Annotated in this window: 14 protein-coding genes and 1 pseudogene; 4 read left to right on the top strand and 11 right to left on the bottom strand. The window is 65.2% G+C overall.

The window, feature by feature from the left end; genetic code table 11:
• The first annotated feature begins 196 nt into the window (after window positions 1–196).
• Window positions 197–1,060, top strand: coding sequence for a mycofactocin-coupled SDR family oxidoreductase (locus JO236_RS16040; RefSeq protein WP_293332186.1), 864 nt, complete (start codon window positions 197–199; stop codon window positions 1,058–1,060).
• A gap of 11 nt (window positions 1,061–1,071) precedes the next feature.
• Window positions 1,072–1,911 carry an SDR family NAD(P)-dependent oxidoreductase gene (locus tag JO236_RS16035; RefSeq protein WP_293332183.1) on the top strand — a complete coding sequence of 280 codons (840 nt, stop codon included), beginning with the start codon at window positions 1,072–1,074 and terminating at the stop codon, window positions 1,909–1,911.
• A 22-nt stretch (window positions 1,912–1,933) separates the two neighbouring features.
• On the opposite strand, the pseudogene JO236_RS16030 reads toward JO236_RS16035, so the two are convergent.
• The 9 genes and pseudogenes from JO236_RS16030 to JO236_RS15990 all read right to left on the bottom strand — a co-directional run.
• Window positions 1,934–2,080: pseudogene (locus JO236_RS16030) on the bottom strand (SDR family oxidoreductase); the annotation flags it as partial.
• Between the two features lie 59 nt (window positions 2,081–2,139).
• Window positions 2,140–4,545 carry a CaiB/BaiF CoA-transferase family protein gene (locus JO236_RS16025; protein ID WP_293332180.1) on the bottom strand — a complete coding sequence of 802 codons (2,406 nt, stop codon included), beginning with the start codon at window positions 4,543–4,545 and terminating at the stop codon, window positions 2,140–2,142.
• A complete protein-coding gene (locus tag JO236_RS16020) occupies window positions 4,536–5,651 on the bottom strand; it encodes a M24 family metallopeptidase (RefSeq protein ID WP_293332177.1) in 1,116 nt (371 codons plus the stop codon). The genes JO236_RS16025 and JO236_RS16020 overlap by 10 nt, the downstream gene beginning before the upstream one ends.
• Window positions 5,641–6,810 carry a M24 family metallopeptidase gene (locus JO236_RS16015; protein WP_293332192.1) on the bottom strand — a complete coding sequence of 390 codons (1,170 nt, stop codon included), beginning with the start codon at window positions 6,808–6,810 and terminating at the stop codon, window positions 5,641–5,643. The genes JO236_RS16020 and JO236_RS16015 overlap by 11 nt, the downstream gene beginning before the upstream one ends.
• 59 nt (window positions 6,811–6,869) lie before the next feature.
• A complete protein-coding gene (locus tag JO236_RS16010) occupies window positions 6,870–7,931 on the bottom strand; it encodes an amidohydrolase family protein (protein WP_293332189.1) in 1,062 nt (353 codons plus the stop codon).
• A gap of 153 nt (window positions 7,932–8,084) precedes the next feature.
• The gene (locus JO236_RS16005; protein WP_293332174.1) at window positions 8,085–9,332 is read right to left on the bottom strand and encodes a cytochrome P450; all 1,248 of its coding nucleotides are present in this window, start codon (window positions 9,330–9,332) and stop codon (window positions 8,085–8,087) included.
• Between the two features lie 2 nt (window positions 9,333–9,334).
• Window positions 9,335–9,529, bottom strand: a complete 195-nt coding sequence (locus JO236_RS16000) for a ferredoxin (RefSeq protein ID WP_293332171.1) — start codon at window positions 9,527–9,529, stop codon at window positions 9,335–9,337.
• Window positions 9,526–10,221: a TetR family transcriptional regulator gene (locus JO236_RS15995; RefSeq protein ID WP_293332168.1), complete on the bottom strand. Its 696-nt coding sequence runs from the start codon at window positions 10,219–10,221 to the stop codon at window positions 9,526–9,528. The genes JO236_RS16000 and JO236_RS15995 overlap by 4 nt, the downstream gene beginning before the upstream one ends.
• A 266-nt stretch (window positions 10,222–10,487) precedes the next feature.
• Complete coding sequence (locus tag JO236_RS15990) at window positions 10,488–11,327, bottom strand: glucose 1-dehydrogenase (RefSeq protein WP_293332165.1); 840 nt, start codon at window positions 11,325–11,327, stop codon at window positions 10,488–10,490.
• Between the two features lie 454 nt (window positions 11,328–11,781).
• On the opposite strand from JO236_RS15990, the gene JO236_RS15985 reads away from it, so the two are divergent.
• On the top strand, window positions 11,782–13,902 hold the full coding sequence (locus JO236_RS15985; RefSeq protein WP_293332162.1) for a catalase: 2,121 nt from the start codon (window positions 11,782–11,784) through the stop codon (window positions 13,900–13,902).
• A 28-nt stretch (window positions 13,903–13,930) separates the two neighbouring features.
• On the opposite strand, the gene JO236_RS15980 is transcribed toward JO236_RS15985, so the two are convergent.
• A complete protein-coding gene (locus JO236_RS15980) occupies window positions 13,931–14,734 on the bottom strand; it encodes an SDR family NAD(P)-dependent oxidoreductase (protein ID WP_293332159.1) in 804 nt (267 codons plus the stop codon).
• A gap of 166 nt (window positions 14,735–14,900) precedes the next feature.
• On the opposite strand from JO236_RS15980, the gene JO236_RS15975 reads away from it, so the two are divergent.
• Window positions 14,901–15,668, top strand: coding sequence for an SDR family oxidoreductase (locus JO236_RS15975; protein ID WP_293332156.1), 768 nt, complete (start codon window positions 14,901–14,903; stop codon window positions 15,666–15,668).
• Window positions 15,669–15,740: 72 nt separating this feature from the next.
• On the opposite strand, the gene JO236_RS15970 is transcribed toward JO236_RS15975, so the two are convergent.
• Entirely contained in the window at window positions 15,741–16,553 is an 813-nt protein-coding gene (locus JO236_RS15970; protein WP_293332153.1) for a PPE family protein, read from the bottom strand.
• Window positions 16,554–16,868 lie beyond the last annotated feature (315 nt).

The following is a 16,868-nucleotide window of genomic DNA, read 5'->3' as shown; positions in this document are numbered from 1 at the left end:
GTCCACCCGATCACCGCCGATGAGGTCTGGGACTTCTGCTCGCGCGGTTTTGCCAACGCCTAGAGAGGCCGACGAGCACATATCGCACGCGGTTGCCTTATGAGAATGAAATTCTCTAATATGTAGAACTGGAATTCGCTAAGACGGATTCGCCGTTGCCAGGCGAGGGCAGAGTTTCAGGGGAATTGAGGTAGTCATGGCTGAAGACCGGGTAGGGCGTGTGGCGGGAAAGGTTGCCTTCATCACCGGGGCGGCGCGTGGTCAGGGCCGTAGCCACGCGGTTCGGCTGGCGCAGGAAGGCGCCGACATCATCGCGATCGACATCTGCAAGCCGATCCGCGACGGCGTTGTGGACGAGGCCGCGATCCCAGCCTCGACACCCGAGGATCTGGCGGAGACCGCCGACCTCGTCAAGGGCCACAACCGCAGGATCTTCACCGCGGAAGTCGACGTCCGTGATTACGCAGCGCTGAAAGCCGCCGTGGACGCCGGCGTGGAGCAGCTGGGCCGGCTGGACATCGTCGTTGCCAACGCGGGCATCGGCAACGGCGGGGCGACGTTGGACAAGACCAGTGAAGAGGACTGGACGGAAATGATCGACGTCAACCTGTCCGGCGTTTGGAAGACGGTCAAAGCCGGTGTACCACATATCCTTTCAGGCAAGAACGGTGGGTCCATCATCCTCACCAGCTCGGTCGGCGGCCTCAAGGCGTACCCGCATACCGGCCATTATGTGGCCGCCAAACACGGTGTGGTCGGGCTGATGCGTGCCTTCGCAGTCGAGCTGGGGCAACACATGATTCGCGTCAACTCCGTGCACCCAACGCACGTGAGCACGCCAATGATCATGAACCAAGGCACCTTCAACATGTTCCGGCCCGACCTGGAGAATCCGGGTCCCGACGACATGGCCCCCATCTGTCAGATGTTCCACACGCTCCCCGTTCCTTGGGTCGAACCGCAGGACATCAGCAATGCAGTACTCTTCTTCGCCTCCGACGAATCGCGCTACGTCACCGGTGTCACCCTGCCTATCGACGCGGGTAGCTGCCTGAAATAGGGTTCCGTCGCATGGACGGATCGTTGTCTGATTTCGCCGGGCGCGTGGCAGTGGTCACCGGCGGTGCGAGCGGCATAGGTTTGGCGACCGCCGCCGAGTTCGCGCGCCGTGGAACCAATCTCGTGCTGGCCGATATCGACGAGGCGGCACTGGATCTGGCCGTGGCCGGAATGCGTGCCGAGGGGGTCGAAGCGCACGGTGTCGTCTGCGACGTCCGCCACCTGGACCAGCTGGTCAATCTCGCCGATGAAGCGTTCAGACTGCTCAACCGGGTCGACATCGTCTTCAGCAACGCCGGGGTCGTCGTCGCCGGGCCGATCGCGCAGATGACGCATGACGATTGGCGTTTCGTGATCGATGTGGACTTGTGGGGCTCGATTCATACCGTCGAGGCGTTCCTGCCGAGGTTGCTCGCGCAGCAGAGCGGTCACTTGGTGTTCACCGCGTCGTTTGCCGGGCTGGTCCCGAATGCCGGTCTGGGCGCCTACGGTGTCGCCAAATACGGAGTCGTCGGGTTGGCCGAAACCCTGGCTCGCGAGGTCAGGGACAACGGGATCGGCGTATCGGTGCTGTGCCCGATGATCATCGAGACCAACCTTGTCGCAAACTCCAGCCGAATCCGCACCGGCGACAGCGCACGGCCGGTTACCGCGGGCGTGACGGGATCGCTTGGGGCACTTGCAAAACAGCACACTGGTCCCAGTGTCGAGGACGTTGCCCGGCTCACGGCCGACGCGATCCTGGCCAACCGCCTCTACGTGCTTCCGCATGAGGCCTCCCGCGCATCCATCCGGCGTAGGTTCGAGCGCATTGACCGCGCCTTCGACGAGCAGGCCCCGGCACCGCAATGAGGATCCCGGCTGCCCGCGCCGGTCAGTCGGGACCCGACCGGTAACCCCCGCCCTGCGGGTCGTGGTACCAGCCGCCCGCGGCGTGGCTGCCGCCGTCCACATGAATGGTCCGCCCCGTCACATAGCTGGACATATTCGACGCCAAATATACTGCGGCACCGGGAATGTCGGGGGACGGGTCGATTGCCGTCTACGGCCTCCCACCTACCCGCTCCCGCCGATCGGCGATCACGCCGGCGATCGGCCTATTACGCCGCCGGCTTCCAGCTCCGCGATCTCAGCGGCGGTCAACCCCAATTCGGCCAGCACCTCGTTATTGTGCTGCCCCAGCAGCGGGGCCGGGTGCGTGTGGAAAGCGCGGGGCCCCCCGGACAACCTCATCGGCAAGGTGCTGAGCTTGGCCCGGCCGTTTACCGGATGGTCCAGCTCCTCGAAAAAGCCCCGAAACATCAATTGCTCCAATTCCGTTTGACGATGGGGCTGCATCACCCTGGCCGCCGGCACACCTGCCTGCCACAGGGCCGCGACGATGTCGTCGCCGCTGCGGTGCGCGCACCAGGCGGCCAACCGCTCGTCGATCAGGTCCTCCTGCGCGCGTCGCCCCGCCGCCAACCCCAGCGCGGGATCGCTCGCCCAGGCGGGTGATCCGAGCGCGGCACACAAAACCTCCCATTGCCCGTCGGTAGCCACCGCGACGGCGACCCAGCTGTCTTGCCGACCAAATTCGTCGACATCGGCGGTGCGGTAGAGGTTTTGCGGCACGGCCGTCGGACCGCGGTTGCCCGCGCGTTCCAACAGAGCGCCGTAGGCGGAGTACTCGATGACCTGCTCCGCGGAGATGCTGAGAGCGGCATCAACCATGGCCGCCTCCACCACCACGCCCTGGCCCGTCTTGCGGCGGTGCTCCAGCGCAAGCAACAAAGCATTGAGCGCATGTACGCCGGCGTTAGGGTCGCCGATCGAATACGGCTCGTAGGGAGGACGGTCGGGATAGCCGGTCAACCAGCTCAGCCCCGACGCGGACTCGATCGCGTAGGCGAATGCCGGCTGGTCGCGCCATGGCCCGTCGAGTCCAAATCCGGGCATGCGCAGCATCACCGCGTCGGGTCGAACCGCTTGCACGGCAGCGAAATCCAGGCCGATCTGGTCCAACACCCGGGGCGTGAAGTTCTCTACGATCACATCGCACGTCGCGATAAGTCGCTGCAACACCTCCCGCCCGCGAGGGTTCTGCAGGTCCAGCGTCACGCCCTTCTTGTTGGTGTTGAGCGCCGCGAAGATCGGCGACTTCTCCCACCATCGGTCTTCGGTGACAGGGATACCTGCGATCAGTCGGGTACCGTCGGGCCGACGGGTGGACTCTACGTGGATCACCTCGGCACCGAGCATGGCCAGGAAATGGGTGCAACTCGGGCCCGCCCAGAACGTCGTCATATCCAGAACCCGAAGCTTACCGAATGGCAGGACATTTGAGGCGTTGCGCGATTGCACCGCCCGTGGCCCGCCCCGCACACCGGCGGCGTGCAGCGCGGTGTGCTCGCCCAGTCGCGGCGCGGGGCCGGACGGCCTGAGCTGCGCGGGTCGCATTCGGTAGGGGTGGCCGGGCTGGATGAATTCGTCGCGCGCATTGGCCACGAACGCACGCCGATCGCGGAAGTGGTCCAACGATGCGATGGTGGCGCCGTTGGCCACCGGCGCATTGGGAATCCGGAACGCCGTTGCAAGCTCTCGGATCTCGTCGACCGGATTGTCTCGCACCCACGCGTAGATCTCTTCGGCGTGGATGTTGGCCTGCTCGGTGATGGATAGCGGCGAGCCCTCGTCGATCCACTCCGGGTGTCCGACCATGGCGCACAGGTCGAACCACTGCTGGGCGGTACCACACCCGAGGTCCACCAGCCCGTCCTTGGCTTGCGCCACACCGGGGACGGTGAGCCTGCGCGCGTCGCGCCAAGGCCGCCCGAGCATTTCGAAGTAGGTGACGGGATAGTAAGTCAGACAGAGTATCTGCGCTTCCAGCATCGATAGATCGACGAGCTCCCCAGTCCCACTGTCGATTTGACGGAAACGAGACGTCAGCGTGGCGGCGCTTGCGTAGGCGCCGGCCAGGTACTCGCCAACCTGGCCCCCGACGAAAACCGGTGCGCGGTCAGGTGATCCACGACCTAGCCCAACGATACCGCCCGACCACGCTTGTAGCGTGAATTCGGTCGCCGGCCGATCCCGCCAGGGGCCGTCGAGACCGAAGGGCGTAATGGACGTGACCACGAGGTGAGGGTGCGTCCGCCGGATCTGAGCGGGCGCAAAGCGACCGGCTACCGCCGACCCGGTCGACCACACTACCGCGCCGGCCGCCGCCAATAGGCCGTTGACCAACTCGAGGTCGTCGTCAACATCGGGATCGGCGACGACGCTGTGCTTGGACCCGGCCAGAAAGCTGAACAGCGCGCCGTCGCCGTCGATGGGCGCACCGGAGGACGACCATTGGCGCAGCGGATCACCTTCTGGTGCCTCGACTTTGATGACGGCGGCACCGCCATCTGCCAGCAACTTGGTGCAGTATGCGCCCGCTATTCCGGTGGATAGGTCGACGACCGGGTAACCCGCGAGGGGCGGTTGCGCCCCTACCGCCATGACGGGCTGGTGGTCAACACTTCCGGACCGTCCGCGGTGATGAGCACCGCTTCGCGCCCTAACACCGCGCCCAGTCCGTGCTCCCAGACGTAACCCGTGACGGAAAGCACCATCCCCGGCTCCAGACGTTCGTCGGCCGCGGTGGCGGGTAGGTGCTTGGAGATGACCGGGGGATCGAAGCCCATGCCCAGGCCTCGGGCTACCGGCATCGGCGGCGCAGGCTCCCCCGCCTCCTGGTAGGCAGCCAGCAATGCGTCGGCCCCGATTCCCGGCAGGCACGCCGCTATCAGCTTGGACCACAACCTGTCCCAGCGCTGATACAGACCCCTCACGCCATCGGCATGGCCCACCGGCCAGGTCCGACCCACTTCGCCGACATACCCGCCGGCCAGGACACCTGCCGAAAGCGCCACCAGGTCGCCGTCGCGGATCCGGCCGTCTCCGTTGCCGCGGCGCCAGGGGTGATCCCGTGAAGTCACCCACGCGACATCCTGATTGGACGGAGTGCTGACCCCGCCCGCCGCCAGCGCCTCGAGCAGCACACCGGCCAGTGTATGATCGCTCGCTCCCGGCTGCAAATCGGAAACTGCTGCAGCTAAGCCGGCTTCGGCTACCGTGACGGCCTCCCGCAGCGCCGCCACCTCATCATCGGTCTTGATGCGCCGGGCCGCTCGCATCGCCACTTCCCCGTCGACCAGCTCGGCGTTGGGAAACGCCGTCGGTAACAGTTGCGCGAAAACCGGTGACAGCGCGTCCGTTCCGACGCTCCGGGCGGTGGCCGCACCGTCGATGCGCTGCAACGCCCCGATGGTGTTCATCGGATTCCACGAGATGCCATACAGGTTCTCGTGAGGAATGTCATCCGGAACACCTTCGTCCCAGGTGCTGAGCAGGTGAACGGAGCCGGTTTCCCGCACCAGCACACAGGTGGGACCGAACGGACGGGTTCCCGCGACCCAGAGTTGCGGTGCGCCAGTGACATAGCGGACGTTGGCCTGGCGGCCGAGCACCAGCACGTCGATGCCGCGTGCCGCCATCTGGGCCAGGGCGCGTTCACGCCGTCCGCAGCGCAGTGCCCGATCGTCGGGCAGGACTTCAGTCGACATAGGGGTCATACGGGTAGTCGGTCAAACGGATCGAGCCTTCCTCGGTGATCACCAGGACTTCTTCGCTGCGGTAGCCGCCGGTGCCGTCCTCCCACACCACAGGCTCCAGGACCAGCACCATGCCCGGCCGCAGCACGAAGCTCTCGTCGAAGTCCGCACCGAGATCCGTTCCGATCATAGGCATTTCGGCGGCATTCACGCCGATTCCGTGACCCAGGTAGAAGTGCGGCAGCCAGGGCCGGGTGCCGCCGTTGGCGGCCGTGGCGGCCCGGCCGAGATCCGCGGCGGTGGCTCCGGCGCGGGCCACGCCCAACACCGCGTTCACGATCTCCCGCCACCGGTCGAACTGTGCCTGCTGCCGCGGCGTCGGCCCCCGGCCGACGATCCAGGTCCGTCCGAAGTCCGAGCAGTACCCGCGGTAGGTGATGCTGACGTCGGTCCACAACACGTCGCCTTCGGCCAGTTCACGTTCGGTGCTCAGCAACGGCAGCGCCAGGTCGCCGTGCGTTGTCCAGACGCCCTCCGCCTTGCTCGGGGGCATGACCTGCCAGATGGGCTCGAGCATGCTTGCCGTGGCACCCAATTCGAAGGCTCGCCGCAAGAACCTCGCCGAGAGGTCAATCTGCCGAATTCCCGGAGCCAACGCCTTGTGCACGTCAACCATGGCCTCGTCGGTGATCCGGATGGCGGTCCGCATGCAGGACAGTTCGTCCGGGGTCTTGACCACCTTGGCGGCGCTGACGACGGCAGCGGCATCCACGGGAGCGCCGTTGGGGAACAACACCTTTCGCGCACGCGACATCGCGCCGGTCAATTCGTCGATCGCAACCGTGGAGCCGGCCGGAATCAGACCGGCCAGCTGACGGGCGAAATCCTCGACGCCCTCGTCGAATTCGAGATAGACCGGACCGTGCAGGTGATCATGGGGCAGGTCGGACTCCTGCGCGACGCCCTCGCGGAACGGCAGGAACAGATGCGGCCACTCGTCATCGGCGAGCACCACCGCCACCGGCCGCTCGACGTAGGACAGTCCGGCATCGCCCAGCGGCCAGCTGGTTCCGGTGGCATAGACCACCGCGTTATTGCCCAGCAGGATCATCGCGTCGACGCCACGCTCGGACATCGCCGAGCGCAACCGCGAACCGGTCTCGCGCCGCATCCTCGCCAGATCGGGCGCGTCCGGGATCGTCACCCCGGCGCCTGCGCGCGCGAACGTCGTCACAAGCCTAGGAATTCGCTGACGTTGCCGCTGACGATCTTCGCCGCGTCGGCCGGACCGACCGCCTCGACGACGGTCCGCAACGACTTCTCGGAATAGCCGTACGTGCTTTCGTTGTGCGGATAGTCCGAGGACCACATGACTCTGTCGACACCGATGCGGTCGATCAGATCCAGCCCCAGCGGATCGACCATGAAGGACGCACTCATGTGCTTGTCCCAGTAGTAGCGCACATCGTGTTTCAGCGGCCGGTTGAACATGTGCTGGTAGGAAGCGACCAGGTGCTCGGCGTCCTGCAGCGCCCACGGCACCCAGGAGATGCCGCCCTCGAACCAACCGATCCGCAGTGCGGGGTGCTGATCCAGGATGCCGCCAAAAATATACTTGGAGAACGTTTCCCGGAATCCGTCGATGTTGATCATCATGCCGACGACGACGCTGTTGAACTCGCAAGGGCTCTTGGGCGGCGTCTCCCCGATGTGGTGTGCGACCGGCAGGCCGGCGGCCTCGATCTCGTCCCAGACGGCGCTCATTGTGGTGCAGGAGTAGTCGATCGGGTTGCCTTCGTCGTCCTTACCCGGGTTCAGCGGCATCAGAAAAGTCTTGAGCCCCAACGACTTCAATTCGGCCAGCGTCCGGCGGGTGCCCTCCGGGTCCCACCAGTTGATCAGTCCGGCACCGTAGAAGTGTCCACTGGAGCGCTCCTGCAGTTCCGCGATGTACTCGTTGTAGATGCGGAACGCGAGTTCGCGAAGTTTCTTGTCCGGGTAGTGGAACAGCGCCAGCACAGCGTTCGGGAAGGCCAGTTCCTTTTCGACGCCGTCCTCGTGGAGCTCGTGGATGCGGGCCTCGATGTTGGTGCTTGCGGCCCCCGGCAGGTCGTCGTATTGCATAAGCACGGCGCTGAAGTCGCCCGGCAAAAACGACTGTCCCTTGCGTCCGACTTGGTAGGCACCGTCCTCGTACCAGATCCGCGGGGCTTTTTCCTTGAGGTCCTCAGGAAAGCGTTCGTAGAAGATGTCGGCGGCCAACGAAATGTGGTTGTCGGCGGAGAAGACCACCGTCCCTTCCGGCAGACCGACGTCGCTGCCAACGGCGTGGCCGCGGCGATCCTTCGGCGCGCCAAAGCCCCCGGGCGGGTAGAGCGTGCGTGTCAGTGTTGTCATCGTTGACCTTCCATCGGATGGGCTGTTATCGAGAGTAGCCACGCAGAGCTACCACGTGACCGGCAATTCGTAGACGCCGTAAGCCAACCGGTCGTGCTTGAACGGGATCTCCTCAAGCGGCACGGCCAATTCCAGCGTCGGCACCCGCCGGAACAGTGTGCGAAACACGATCTGCAGCTCCGCGCGGGCGAGCTGCTGGCCCACGCACTGATGCCTGCCGTAACCGAATGCGACATTACGGTCGGCGCCCGAGCGGTGCAGATAGAGCCGGTCGGGCTCGGTGAACGCACGCGGATCCCAGTTCGCCGGGGCCAGATCGATGATGATGCCTTCGCCCGCGCGGATCACCTCCCCCGCGATATTGATGTCTTCGAGAGCGACTCGGCGCTGGCCGTTCTGGATGATGCTGAGGTAGCGCAGCAATTCCTCGACTGCGTTGGCGACGATCTTGGGGTCGTCGGCGTCGCGGATCGCGGGCAGCTGGTCCGGATGTTCAAGCAGCGCAAGCACACCCAGACCGAGCATGTTCGCGGTGGTCTCGTGCCCGGCAATCAGTAGGCCGGTGCCCAGCTGGGCGGCCTCCTTGAAGCTGAGCTCGCCCGCCTGCACCCGCTCGGCGAGGTCGGAAACCGCGTCTTCTGATTCTGCAAGGGGAGACTTCATCTTCGCCTCGACCAGCTGGGACAGGTACTTGTGCAGGCTCATCGCGCCTTTGGCGGTGTCCTCGCCCGTTGCGTAGCGCGCCAGGCCGACGTTGGCGTGGTGCTGAAACATCTCGGCGTCCTCGTAGGGCACCCCCAGCATCTGGCTGATCACCAGCGACGGAACGGGCAAGGCCAACGCGGTCACGATGTCGGCCGGCTTCGGCCCGGCCAGCATCGCGTCGATGTGGTCGTCGGTGATTTGTTGGATGCGCGGCCGCAAGCCTTCCACGCGCTTGAAAGTGAACGGCTTGGACAGCATCCGGCGGAATCGCGTGTGCTCCTCGCCGTCGGCGGTGAACACCGATCGCGGACGCTTGTGCACGGTCGACAACATGCCCGCGTTCCAGTGCGGGAAGCCGGGCACCCGGTCGTCGACGCTGACCCGCGAGTCCGAGAACAGCTCACGACACTGGTCGTATCCCGTAATGAGCCAGGGTGTGCTGCCATCCCAGATCCGAACCCGCGACAGCGGCCTGTCTTCGGCCAGTGCCATGACGTCCGGAGGCGGGGCAAACGGGCAGCCCGCCGCTCTGGCCATCGGATACTCCGGGACTGCGGCCTCTGTCGTAGTGCTCGTCAGTACGTCGGACACAATCACTCCTCGATGCGGATCGCCAGTGCGGGGCATGCGGCCGCGGCTTTGCGAGCGCCCTGGGCCTGCTCGGCCGGCGGGTTGGGATTGAGTAGGACGACGACGCCGTCCTCGTCACGCTGGTCGAATACCTCCGGTGCGTTCATCACGCAGTTCCCCGAAGAGGCGCAAACAGCCTCGTCGACGATGACCTTCATCGCCTAGTTACCTCCCCCGACCCGCAGTCGTCCGGTGTCACGGGCGCCAGCCAAAGACCGACGACCGCGTCGATGAGGCCCGTAGCGGCGGCTCGCCAGGACGGCCGGGGCACCGATGTGCCGGCGGCGAGCGCGCGTTCCAGGTCGGCGCATGTGTGCATCAACAGGTTGCTGGCCATGATGTTGCGCTCGAACCGGACGGCGGCGGGCAGGTCGGACAGGCAGGCGTTGATGCCATCGATGACCTGAACCAGCGACGGCGAACTCAGCGCGTCCTTGACCACGATGTCGTGGTAAGCGGGATCGGTCATGGCCTGCGCCGCGAAACGCGCATACCAGGTGGGGTTCCCCAGGGCCTCGAGGTGCTCGGTGAGCGGGCACACCAGGCAGGCCACCCAGTCGCGCATCCCGGCGACGTGAGCCTCTTTTGAGTCGAGCTTGGCCACCATGTGCTCGCGCAGCTGCTCGATGGGCCCGCGATGCTTCTCTTCGATCGCACGCACCAGATCCGCCTTGGTGCCGAAGTGATAACCGACCGCCGCATTGTTGCCCTGCCCGGCCGCCTCGCTGACCTGCCTGTTGGACACCGCGAACACGCCGTGCTCGGCGAACAGGCGCTCGGCCGCCACCAGGATCGCCTCCTGCGTGGAGCTGGCCCGATCGCTGCGAACGGGTCGGCTGAGTATGGTCATGCCGCCCAGTCAACAGCGTGCACCCAGATTAAGTCAAGCGATTGATTTAATTGACCCAGCTCCGCAGGGAGTAATCGCGAAGCCAGCGAATCACTAGTCGGGAGCCGAGTCAGGTTTGGCCCGCGCGAGGCGAGTCTGCGTTCGTGGCGTCGAGTCTGCGTACAGGGCGCGTTCAGCGACGGATTTGCGCCCTGGACGCAGTTTCGGCGAGTCCGAAGCGTGGCCCGCGCCAGCGAGTCTGGGTCCATAGCGTCGAGGCGGTCAGCTCACAGGATCGGCCTGCCCCCGGTTACCGCCACCCGCGCGCCGGAAACATAGCTCGCGTCGTCGGACGCGAGCAGCACGTAGACGGGAGCGAGCTCAGCTGGCTGGCCGGCACGCCCCAGCGGCACGTTGTCCCCGAACGACTTCACTTTCTCGGCGTCCATGGTCGAGGGGATCAGAGGTGTCCATATCGGACCAGGCGCCACGCTATTGACTCGAATGCCCTGCGGGCCAAGAAGTTGAGCGAGACTGGCCGACAGATTTGCAATCGCCGCTTTCGTTGCTGCGTAGGGCGCCAGGGTGGGGTTGGGCGAGTCGGAATTCACCGACGAACTGCCGATGATCGAGGAGCCGGGTCCCATGTGCGGCAACGCCGCTTTGGTCAGGTAGAAGTAGGCGCCGACGTTGAGCCGGAAGGTGTGGTCCCATTCCTCGTCGGTGATCTCATCCAGACTCTCGTGCATCATCTGATATGCGGCGTTGTTGACGAGCACATCGATTCGACCGAACTCCGAAACGGCTCGGTCGATGACCGCGCGGCAATGTTCCGGCTCGGAAAGATCACCCGGAACCAGCACGCACTTGCGCCCCGCGTCCTCGACGTAGCGGGCGGTGTCGCGAGCGTCTTCGTCTTCGTTCAAATATGCGATCAGCACGTCGGCACCTTCTCGGGCAAAAGCGATCGCCACCGCGCGACCAATCCCGCTGTCGCCCCCGGTGATAACGGCGCACTTGCCGGTCAGCTTTCCCGCGCCGGTGTAGCTGTTCTCGCCGCAATCCGGAACAGGATCCATCTCGCCTTGAATGCCCGGTACGGATTGCTGCTGCTCGGAAAATCCCATAGCTGCCCCTTCTGACACGTCGCCGGTCAGTCGGGGTGACCCATCGGCCGATGACCGCTTGGGGGGGATATCCGGGTCGCTGCTGCGGTAAACGCGCCGAGGCAAAGCTGGACACGCCCAGCGGCGAACTTCAACTTGCACTTTGCTTCGAGTTTGACTGCCCCGGCCCGGGGTACTACCGAGCTTACCGTTCTTCAACCAGCAGGGACGGATTTGTGGCTGGACGCCGATACCGTCTTGTCGCTCCGCCAAGCCGCCGCCCTGGAAGGGAATCTGGTGTTGCGCGTCGCTTCGGTGCCGCACTGTCTCATCTGCGTGCGACCGCTGGTCGAGTCCTGCGCGGATTCTGTTGTGCGCCTGCCCGATTCCTCGAACCCGCTGACGGGCACATGGTGTCCGGCGGATTGTGCTGTCTTGCAACCGTAGTCACCCACCGATACAGCCTGGAGTTCACATGCCCCCAGCCCGCAAGCCGTCGCAGTCCGCACCACGGCCCGTCAGCCCGACCGGCGCAGCCAGCAACGGTGAAAGTCGTTACGCCGATCCCCGAGCCCAGCAGGGCGACTTTCTCACCACCGCCCAGGGCGTGCGATTGCCCGATACCGACCACTCGCTCAAGGCCGGCAGCCGTGGTCCCAGTCTGCTGGAGGACTTTCACCTCCGCGAAAAGATCACGCATTTCGACCACGAACGCATCCCGGAACGCGTGGTGCACGCCCGCGGTGCCGCCGCGCACGGCGTGTTCGAGTCCTATGGCACAGCCTCGGCTTATACGCGGGCCGCATTCTTGGCCCGCAAGGGCAAGAAGACCGATGTGTTCTGCAGATTTTCCACCGTCCTCGGGTCGCGCGGATCCGCCGACACCGTCCGCGACACTCGTGGCTTCGCGGTGAAGTTCTACACCGAAGAAGGCAATTTTGACTTGGTGGGCAATAACATTCCGGTGTTCTTCATCCAGGACGGCATCAAGTTTCCCGATGTCATCCACGCCGGCAAACCGCATCCGGACCGAGAGATCCCGCAAGCCCAGTCCGCCCACGACACCTTCTGGGATTTCGTCTCCCTGCACACCGAAGCCACCCACCACGTCTTCTGGAACATGAGCGACCGTGGCATCCCACGTTCGTTCCGCACCATGGAGGGCTTCGGTGTGCACACCTTCCGCCTGGTGAACCGCCGCGGCAAGACCAGTCTGGTCAAATTCCAATGGAAGCCGGTGGCCGGTGTGCACTCTCAGGTGTGGGAAGAGGCGCAAATCACGGCCGGATGCGATCCCGATTTTCACCGCCGCGACATGGCGGATGCCATCGATGCCGGCGCGTTTTTCGAATACGAACTTGGCATTCAGGTGATTCCCGATGACGGCACGGACAGTTACAAAGGCATCGACCTGCTCGACCCGACGAAAATCGTTCCGGAGGAACTGGTTCCGGTGACGCTGATCGGCAAGCTCACACTGAATCGCAACCCCACCAATTATTTTGCCGAGACGGAACAGGTCGCGTTTCACACCGGCAATCTCGTTCCGGGCATCGAGCCGACCAACGATGCACTGATGCAGGCGCGGTTATTCTCCTACCTCGACACCCAGCTGACCCGGCTCGGCGGACCCAATTTCACTCAGTTGCCGATCAATCGCCAGCACTGCCCGGTCAACGACATGCTGCGCGATGGCATGCACCAGACCGCAATTCATGAGGGCTTGGCCCCGTACCGTCCCAACAGCATCGATGACGGCGAACCCAACGTGGCCGATGCCGACGACGGCGGATATGTGCCCACCCCGCGGGCAATCGAGGGGCCCGCGGTGCGCGAACAACCCGCCTCGTTCGACGACCACTTCAGCCAGCCGGCGATGTTCTATCGCAGCCTGAGCCGCATCGAGCAGCTGCACGTGATCGAGGCTTTCACCTTCGAGCTCGGCAAGTGCTACGAGCAAGCCATCAAAGAACGCGAGCTGCAGGTGCTGGCGAATGTCGACGCGGATCTGTGCGAGCAGGTCGCTGCCGGTCTGGGCTTGCCCGCCCCGAAGGGCAAGCCGCCCGCCGATGTGTCGACGTCGCCGGCGTTATCGCAGATTTACGCCGAGCCCGGCCCAGTCGCCGGCCGCAAAGTTGGCATCATCGCCGACCCCCAGTCCGACCTCGCCGGTGTCGCGAAACTGATCAAAGCGATCACCGCGGCCGGTGCCACGGCACTGTTGACAGCGCCGGTCGGCGGAAAACTGAAGTCGGGTCGGCGAACCGAGATCGTCGAACGCACCCTGCTGACCGCGCGGTCGGTCGAATTCGACGCGGTGGTAGTCGCGGCCGGGACGGTCCCGAATGGCGACATCAAGCTGATGACCCTGCTGCAGGAGGCGTTCCGTCATTGCAAGCCGTTGGCCGCCTGGGGGGACGGCGCCGCCGTATTGGAGTCCGCCGGTATCTCCCGCGAGGATTTCGGGGTGTTGATCGCCGACGACGTCGACAAAGAGTTGACGGCTGGATTGCTGGCGGCTCTGGGAATGCACCGGGTGTGGGACCGTGCCCTGGCGGTAATGGCCTCGGAGGTGCCGCCGGCCAGGCGCAAGTGAATCGCGGCCAACGCACGTTCGGCGCGGGCTATTTGCGTTTGGAGCGAATCACCTTGCCGGCCACCGCCCCACCGTCCACCGGCAACACCGTTCCAGTGACATAGCGCGAGCGCTCGCTACCGAAATACAGCGCCGCCTCCGCGACGTCGTCGGGCGTGCCTTCCCGCTTCAACGGCCTGTCGTCGCGCATCCCCTGGCGGATATTCGCCTCGTACCGCTCGAGTTCCGCGGGGTTCATGCCACTGGCCGAGGACGCCAAGATCGGCGTGGGTATGCTGCCCGGCGCGATGGCGTTGACCCGAATGTCGTAGTAGGCCAACTCAATTGCCGCCGATTTGGTGAACTGGATGACCGCCGCTTTGGATGCGCGGTATGTCATGACACCACCGCCCGCCTGAATGCCGCCAATCGAGGTCAGGTTGATGATGGATCCCCCGCCGTTGTCGGCCATGTGCCGCGCGGCATCCCGGGTTCCGGCCATCACTCCCAGGACGTTGATCGCCATCACGCGGTGGAAATCCTTGAATTCGTCGTCGAGCAGGCGGCACAGGGGTCCCGAGACCGCGGCGTTGTTCACCATGACGTGCAGACCGCCGAACTTCTCGACCGCCGTCCTCACCAGCGCGCTGACCTGTTCAGGATCGGAGACGTCGGTCCGGGAGAAGAGCGCGTCGGGACCCAGCGAGCCGGCCAGCGCCCGCCCGGTGTCGCTCTCGATGTCGGCGATGACCACCCGTGCGCCTTCGGCCGCAAACCGTTGCGCTATACCGCGACCGATGCCTGAGGCCCCCCCGGTGACGACGGCAACTTTGCCGGCAAGTTCGTTGACCACACGACGAGTTAATCGGTGCCGCCTGCATTAAGTCAAGCAGTTGATTTAAGCGTGGTCGCCCCGTTGCTCGCACCCGGCAAGGGTTGGGCAACTCCAGGGTTTCGGCTGAGCCGTGAGCAAGCGATGCTGAGTATGGCGTTCATCGCGGATCCGGAAAGGCTTGATTATGAAGGTTTTGGTTGTCGGCGGCAGTGGGCTCATCGGATCGCAGGTGGTGGCCCAGCTCACCGAGCAGAGGCATGAGGCCGTCGCGGCGTCGCCGTCGTCGGGCGTCAACACCGTGACCGGCGAAGGCGTAGCCGACGCCGTCGCCGGGGTCCACACGGTGGTGGACGTGTCCAACTCGCCGTCCTGGGCCGACGATGACGTACTCAACTTCTTCACCAGCTCCACCCGCAACCTCCTCGGGGCAGAGCAAGCGGCGGGCGTGCAGCACCACGTCGCGCTCTCGATCGTGGGAGCCGACCGGACGGCCGAAAGTGGCTACATGCGGGCCAAAACCGCTCAGGAGAAGCTGATCCTGGAATCGGGAGCGCCGTATTCGATCGTGCGGGCTACTCAGTTCTTCGAATTCGTTGACGGCATTGCCGATTCGATGACTGAAGGTGACACCGTTCGCGCGCCGCATGGGGCGTTTCAGCCGATCGCCGCCGCTGACGTCGCCACGGCCGTCTCTCGTGCGGCAATCGACGCTCCGACCAACGAGCTGAACAATATCGCCGGGCCCGAGAAGCGCGGCATGGACGACTTCATCCGGACCCGGTTCGCCGCAACGGGCGATGCGCGCCAGGTGGTGACCGACGCCGATGCCCGTTACTACGGCGCGGTGCTCGACGACCGCAGCATCGTTCCCGTCGACGGTGAACGACTGACCGTCTACCCCACCAGCTTTAGCGATTGGATGGCGTCTCACCCGCCCAGCGGCGCTCAGTAAGAGTTCCAGGAGACGAGTCCGAGGGGCTATTGCACCCCGACGACGGCGGCGGCTTGTGACCGCGGCACCGCATCAGGCGATCGATCGCAGCGATCCGAACGCGGCGTCACCCCAGTTGCGCGGCACGGACAACCGACCCACTCGCGCGCCCTGGCCCAGCACCAGATTGCTGATGGCCGATGTGAAGGCTCCCACCGAGGGCACCGAAGTCAGCTTGGCCAGGGCCGTCAACGCGGCCGACCTCGACTGAGACGGCTGGGCCAGCGCTCGCAACGCCCGCGGCAGCGCGTAAACCGCCTGCGCCAACGCGTCCTGCGTATCGTCCGACACGTCCGCGGCCGGATCCGCCGCCCCGGCCGCAGTGCCGCCCGGTGTCGGCGGCGCCATCGGCCTCAACGTCGCGGCGGTCGCCGAAGCGCCCGCGTAGCGATACATCGCGTCGGCGTCCTGGGCCCACATTTCGCCGTACTCCGCCTCCACGGCCGTGATCGACGGCGTGTCCTGGCTGACAATGTTTCCGGCGATCAGCGATGCCAGGGCGGCCCGGTTGGCCTCGATCGCCGCCGGGGGCACGACGGCCCCGAACGCGGCGTCGAATGCGCTCGCCGCGTCCCTGGCCTGGCGTGCGACCTGCTCGGCCTGCGCCGCGGTCGCCGTCAGCCACCTCACATACGGCGCGATCGCGGCGGTCACCGAATCTGACGCTGGACCGCGCCAGTCGTCGTCGGTTAGCGATGTGAGGAGCGACTGGCAGGATGCCGCGGAGTCGTACAGGTTGTCCGCCAACCGATCCCAGGCATCGGCGGCAACCAGCATCGAACCTGACCGGGGGCCCGAATACATTCGGGCAGAGTTGATCTCCGGGGGTAAAGCACCGAAATCCATACGCCTTACCTCCGAGCGCCTACGAACACCTAAGCGAAGGTTTCAAACCTGTTGCCGGCCTTGCTGACAGGGTCCATCGTGCGGCCCGCTGATCCACCGGATGCGACACGGTCCGGCCATGATGGTGATCGGACGTGGTCGCAATTGTGATCACAAGGTCTGACGACCCGACCGCGCCGGAGGTTCCCTCACCTCGGTGCGACCCGCCGAGTTTGTGACGCGGGGCCGTCCGGCACTCCGACCACGGTCAGCACCCGCCCGAGAAGCATTGCAGCCTAGGTCATTTGCTCGGCCAGCCGGTACGGAACCGACGGG

The sequence above is a fragment of the Mycobacterium sp. genome (genome assembly GCF_019247635.1).
GTDB lineage: Bacteria > Actinomycetota > Actinomycetes > Mycobacteriales > Mycobacteriaceae > Mycobacterium.
Note: the sequence above shows the minus strand (reverse complement) of the source record. Positions and strands in the feature narration are given on the sequence as shown.

Excerpts from the sequence above, each read along its gene's own strand:
- JO236_RS16025 (WP_293332180.1), bottom strand. The coding sequence starts at position 4,545 with ATGGCGGTAGGGGCGCAACCGCCCCTCGCGGGTTACCCGGTCGTCGAC.
- JO236_RS15990 (WP_293332165.1), bottom strand. The coding sequence starts at position 11,327 with ATGGGATTTTCCGAGCAGCAGCAATCCGTACCGGGCATTCAAGGCGAG.
- JO236_RS15975 (WP_293332156.1), top strand. The coding sequence starts at position 14,901 with ATGAAGGTTTTGGTTGTCGGCGGCAGTGGGCTCATCGGATCGCAGGTG.
- JO236_RS16015 (WP_293332192.1), bottom strand. The coding sequence starts at position 6,810 with ATGCGGCGCGAGACCGGTTCGCGGTTGCGCTCGGCGATGTCCGAGCGT.
- JO236_RS16000 (WP_293332171.1), bottom strand. The coding sequence starts at position 9,529 with ATGAAGGTCATCGTCGACGAGGCTGTTTGCGCCTCTTCGGGGAACTGC.
- JO236_RS15995 (WP_293332168.1), bottom strand. The coding sequence starts at position 10,221 with ATGACCATACTCAGCCGACCCGTTCGCAGCGATCGGGCCAGCTCCACG.
- JO236_RS16035 (WP_293332183.1), top strand. The coding sequence starts at position 1,072 with ATGGACGGATCGTTGTCTGATTTCGCCGGGCGCGTGGCAGTGGTCACC.
- JO236_RS15970 (WP_293332153.1), bottom strand. The coding sequence starts at position 16,553 with ATGGATTTCGGTGCTTTACCCCCGGAGATCAACTCTGCCCGAATGTAT.
- JO236_RS16040 (WP_293332186.1), top strand. The coding sequence starts at position 197 with ATGGCTGAAGACCGGGTAGGGCGTGTGGCGGGAAAGGTTGCCTTCATC.
- JO236_RS15985 (WP_293332162.1), top strand. The coding sequence starts at position 11,782 with ATGCCCCCAGCCCGCAAGCCGTCGCAGTCCGCACCACGGCCCGTCAGC.
- JO236_RS16020 (WP_293332177.1), bottom strand. The coding sequence starts at position 5,651 with ATGTCGACTGAAGTCCTGCCCGACGATCGGGCACTGCGCTGCGGACGG.